Genomic DNA, 5,142 nt, shown 5'->3' on the forward strand with positions numbered 1-5,142 from the left:
GGACAGGTAACCGCCGTCCACATTCAGCGACACACCGGTGGTGTAGCTGGATGCATCGCTGGCCAGGAACAGCACCGCGCCGGCCATTTCGCTTGGGTCGGCCACGCGCTTGAGTGGAATCTGCGCCAGGGCCATTTTCAGGATCGCGTCGTTTTTCACCAGCGCCGAGGCGAATTTGGTGTCAGTCAGGCCCGGCAGCAGGGCGTTGCAACGGATGCCGAACGCGGCGCATTCCTTGGCGAAGACCTTGGTCATGTTGATCACGGCGGCTTTGGTCACCGAGTAGATGCCCTGGAACACGCCCGGGGAAATACCATTGATCGAGGCCACGTTGATGATGCTGCCGCCACCGTTGTCGCGCATCAGCTTGCCGGCTTCCACCGACATGAAGAAGTAACCGCGAATGTTCACATCAACGGTCTTCTGGAATGCGCCGAGATCCGTGTCCAGCACGTTGCAGAACTGCGGGTTGGTCGCGGCATTGTTGACCAGAATATCGAGGCGCCCGAACTGTTCACGAATGCCGGCGAACACTTCGGTGATCTGCTCCATTTCGCCAATATGGCAGGCGACGGCGGTGGCTTTGCCACCTGCAGCGATAATCGCATCCGCCACGTGCTGGCAGCCTTCGAGCTTGCGGCTGGAGACAATCACATGGGCGCCTTGCTGGGCCAGCAACTTGGCGATGGCTTCGCCGATACCACGGCTGGCACCGGAAACAAACGCGATCTTGCCGTCGAGGTCGAACAGGTTGGTCTTGGACATAAAGGTTCCTTAGAGGGCGGATTTACCGATGACATTCAGGCTCATCTGCTCCAGCAGCGTGTTCATGTGGATGAACTGCGCAAAGCGTTTGTCCTGGGTCTGGCCGTGGAAAAAGCGGTAGTAGATCTGCTGCACGATGCCGGCCAGGCGGAACAGGCCGTAGGTGTAGTAGAAGTCGAAATTGTCGATCTGGATGCCGGAGCGCTCGGCGTAGTAGTCGACGAATTCGCGGCGGGTGAGCATGCCCGGCGCGTTGCTCGGCTGGCGCCGCATCAGTTGTACCGGCGCAGGGTCAGCCGCTTCGATCCAGTAGGCGAGGGTGTTGCCCAGGTCCATCAGCGGGTCGCCGAGGGTGGTCAGCTCCCAGTCCAGCACGCCAATGATCTGCATCGGGTTGTGCGGGTCGAGGATCACGTTATCGAAGCGGTAATCGTTGTGCACGATGCTGGACGTTGGGTGGTCGGCCGGCATTTTCTCGTTGAGCCAGGCGCGTACGGTTTCCCAACTCGGGGCGTCAGGCGTCAGGGCCTTTTGATAACGGTCGCTCCAACCACGAATCTGGCGTTCGACATACCCTTCGGGCTTGCCCAGGTCAGCCAGGCCGCAAGCGCTGTAGTCGACCTGGTGCAGTTCGACGAACTTGTCGATAAAGCTTTTGCACAAGGCTTGGGTCTTGGTCGCGTCCAGGCCCAGCTCTGCGGGCAGGTCGGAACGCAGGATGATGCCGTTGACCCGCTCCATCACATAGAACTCGGCGCCGATCACCGACTCATCGGTGCAGTGCACGTAGGCTTTGGGGCAATAAGGAAAGCCGTCTTTAAGCTGGTTGAGAATGCGGTATTCGCGGCCCATGTCGTGCGCGGACTTGGCCTTGTGGCCAAACGGCGGGCGACGCAGCACGAATTCCTGGCCCGGGTATTCCAGCAAGTAGGTCAGGTTCGACGCGCCGCCAGGAAACTGGCTGATCCGGGGCGTGCCGCTCAGGCCCGGAATATGGGCCTTGAGATAAGGGTCGATCAGGTTGGCATCCAGCTCTTCGCCTGGGCGAATCTGGGTGGATTGGTCGTTAAGCGCCATGCTTATCCCTTCTGCTTATTCTAAAGGCCTTGGACTATTGGCTAATCTAATGCGCACCGCGGTCCAGCGACAAGGTCGGGGCGGCTTAATAGGTTAGCGTGTTGGATGATGATCAGCGGGCCTGATGTGCTCAAATCACCAGTGCGGCGCGGCCACCGGGGTTGCAGGACAGGTTGGCACCGATTTCAACTTTTGCCAGGTCAACGCCGAGGCCGGCGAGCAGGTTGTTGACCAGCGGGTCGAGCAATGGGCTGAGCAGGCCAGAGATCACCGTACTGAGTGCATTGAGTACACCGGTGAGCAGGTCGACTACCAAACCCAGCACCAGCCCGAGCAGGCCGCCTAATGTTGGCGTGTGGCTGATCAACTGGATGCCCTTGAGCGTGTCACTCAAGCTGCCGATGACATTGTTGGCGCTGAAGCTGAAATAACTGGGCGGTTGTTTAACCTCTGGGGGCGACACATAGACATGAGCGCGGGTGGTTTTGGCGACGCTGCTGTCGACCCTCAGGCTGATGCCGCCGACGGCATAGGGTTGCCTGGCTTCGCACACGCCCTGGCTGCATTTTTTTACGCCGAGGTCGAGCAAGGGGAAATCGTCGACTTTCAGGGTTGCGGTGGAGGAAAACAGGTTTTTCGGATCGATCCGGCCCACCATCAATCTCACCGCCGAGGTGGTGCCCGATACGGTGAGCGACTTGTCTGACGCCCCATTACAGCGATGCCCGGTGACATAGCTGCTGCCACTGGCGGCTTCCAGGGCTATATCAATCTGCGTACCCGGAACGACGTTCAGGGAGCTGCCCAGTAAGAGCCCCACCAGATCAGTGACCAGACCGATTACCTTGGTCAGCCCGTCGATGACGGGTAACTTCACCGAAATCCAGGTCCTGACTTGTGCCGTGCGCACAGAAATCGGTTGGGTGGCGATGAACTGCGGGTTACCAATCGCGGAAATCTGCGCCGGCTCGATAACCCGGGTCTTGACCGTGATATTCAGCAGCCCCAGCACGTCCACCGGCAACTCGACCGCCACCGCGCTGGCTTTATTCGACAATTGCACAAACCCCTGAATCAGGTTGAACAGTTGCAGGTCGACATTCAGCGCGCTTTTGTCGGTGCCATTCTGAATAGTGATCAAATCGCCCAGGTGCAGGATCTGCGTGCCCGGCGCGATCAGCTTGATGGTTTCGAGGTTATTGATTACCACCTTGACTGCGTCACCGCCCAGCTTGAGTACATCGATGGCGGCCTGGATCAACTGGCCGACGGTGGCGTCGGTCTTGAGCAACTGGTCGTAATTGCCGGCGCTGACGTCCAGGCGGATAGCCAGCGCGTCCAGGTAACTGAGCAAGCTGATGTTAGTGTTGATCAAGCCGTTCCAGCCCACCGCGTCAAGTTGCAACGTGCCGCCCAGCAAGCCGCCGATCAACGCGTTGAGGGCCACGGACTTGGTGCTGTCGACGGTCAGCAAGGTGCTGCGAACGGTGAGTGAGGCGACTGGCGGACCCGGGGCGGCCGCCACGGCGGTGGCGCTTAGCAGTGTGGTCAGGTTGATAGCCCGCGCCGAGAACACGGTGAACAGGCCGTGGGCAATGCTGGTGGGGACGCGATGGGTGGCAATCACCCGGATGGCTTCGCCTTTGGCGGGATCGACGGTGAATGTGCGCATAAAGTCCGCGCCGGTGACCAGCGTGCCGCAGGCCGTGACCAGGGTGCGACTTTCATTGACCGCGAAGTTATTGCGCGCGGCGCTTTCAAACACAAATTGCGCGGCATTGTTAGTCGGCGCTGCACACCGGCCCCGGCGGCTCACGGCCTCCAGCGCCGCGGTGTCGGCCACGCGCTGCAATTTGCGCTTTTCCAGGTACAAGCGGCCGCTGTCGACCACCAGCAATAGAAACAACAGTGCGACCCCAAGGGTCGCCGCGCCCATCAGGCCGATGGCCCCGCGTTGGCGGGCCGGGCCGAGTCCATGGCCAAACATTGTGCGGTCCTTCGCCGGTCATGCACCGACGTCCTGAGCATCCCCGCAAGCAGTGTAGTCAGGTTTTGCGCCGGCGCTGGCTATTCGCTACTAGTTGCGTGACGGCAATGCAACCGGCGTCAGCACGGGGCGACCGGCGAAGTATTCCACCAGGTTGTCGGCCACACGCTGCACGGTGTCGTGGGCCGCTTCCGGTGACAGGCCGGCCACATGGGAGGTGAGCACAGTGTTGCTCAGGCGCTTGAGGGCGTCGGGCACTTTGGGCTCGTCGTCGAACACATCCAGCGCCGCGCCGCCAATACGCCGCTGCTCAAGGGCGGCCACCAAGTCGGCCGTCACCACCACGCTGCCGCGCCCGATGTTCACCAGGAAACCGTGGGGGCCCAGCGCGTCGAGGGCGTGGCGATCAATCAGGTGGCGGGTGCTCGCGCCGCCGGGCGTGGCCAGGATCAGGAAGTCCGAGGTGCGCGCCAGCTCCACGGCCGTTGCGCAATAGGTGTAGTCCACGTCATCGCGGGGTTGGCGGTTGTGGTAGCTGACCTCCATGCCGAAACCCAAGGCGGCGCGCTTGGCGATTTCCATCCCTACCGCACCCAGCCCGAGAATGCCCAACTGCTTGCCGCCCAGTGAAGGGCGCATCAGCTTTGGCCACTCGTTGCGTCGCACCGCTGCGTCTGTCTGGGGAATGCCGCGCACCAGCGACAGCAGCAGCGCCATGGCGTGGTCGGCCACCGACGGTGCATTCACCCCGGCGCCGTTGGTCACGACAATCCCGCGGTTGCTCGCCGCCTGCAGGTCCACATGTTCGTAGCCGGCGCCGATCACGCAGATGATCTCCAGCAACGGCAGTGCAGCGATCTCCTCCGCATACAGCCCCAGCGGCCCACGGGTCAGCACCGCCTTGATCTGCCCACCATGGGCCTTGATCGCCTGGGCGCGTTCGGCGGGCGTCGGCGCCAGAATCACGTGAAAGTCATTGCTCTCGATGATTTGCAGGTAGTCGTTGATGGTTTCAACCAGGACCAGAACAGTGGTGGACATCGGAAGGCTCTTCCTGAAGGGTTTGAGAGGATGAGTATGCGGGATTTGTAAGACGGAACGTTTTGTTCAGATGGAATATTTTCTTCTTGCGTAAGGCCATTCTGAATTGACAGCCAGCGCAGTTTTGCTGCGCTGGTTGTTGTCGGCTTTCCCTCCTGCAGAGACGACACGGATGCGCGTTGCTGCGCTGCCCGAAGCGATTTGGGTAACGGCCCGATCGCTTCAGCTCCAGATGTCCGCGGCTTTCACTCGCTTCACAAACGCCCCCGACA

At 61.0% G+C, this 5,142-nt stretch carries 4 protein-coding genes; all 4 read right to left on the reverse strand.

What is annotated here, in order from left to right:
• Positions 1–765, reverse strand: a 765-nt coding sequence (locus tag WBB95_RS03450; RefSeq protein WP_424486302.1) for an SDR family oxidoreductase, incomplete at its 3' end; no start/stop codon positions are given.
• A gap of 9 nt (positions 766–774) precedes the next feature.
• On the reverse strand, positions 775–1,842 hold the full coding sequence (locus WBB95_RS03455) for a phosphotransferase family protein (protein ID WP_424486303.1): 1,068 nt from the start codon (positions 1,840–1,842) through the stop codon (positions 775–777).
• Between the two features lie 130 nt (positions 1,843–1,972).
• Positions 1,973–3,829: a pilus assembly protein TadG-related protein gene (locus WBB95_RS03460; protein WP_424486304.1), complete on the reverse strand. Its 1,857-nt coding sequence runs from the start codon at positions 3,827–3,829 to the stop codon at positions 1,973–1,975.
• Between the two features lie 90 nt (positions 3,830–3,919).
• Entirely contained in the window at positions 3,920–4,870 is a 951-nt protein-coding gene (locus WBB95_RS03465; protein WP_424486305.1) for a 2-hydroxyacid dehydrogenase, read from the reverse strand.
• Positions 4,871–5,142: the final 272 nt, after the last annotated feature.

It is taken from the genome of Pseudomonas sp., assembly GCF_049645325.1.
In the GTDB taxonomy this organism is placed as follows: Bacteria; Pseudomonadota; Gammaproteobacteria; order Pseudomonadales; family Pseudomonadaceae; genus Aquipseudomonas.

Bases quoted from the DNA above. Each gene is read 5' to 3' on its own strand.
- WBB95_RS03460 (WP_424486304.1), bottom strand. From the start codon at position 3,829: ATGTTTGGCCATGGACTCGGCCCGGCCCGCCAACGCGGGGCCATCGGC.
- WBB95_RS03465 (WP_424486305.1), bottom strand. From the start codon at position 4,870: ATGTCCACCACTGTTCTGGTCCTGGTTGAAACCATCAACGACTACCTG.
- WBB95_RS03455 (WP_424486303.1), bottom strand. From the start codon at position 1,842: ATGGCGCTTAACGACCAATCCACCCAGATTCGCCCAGGCGAAGAGCTG.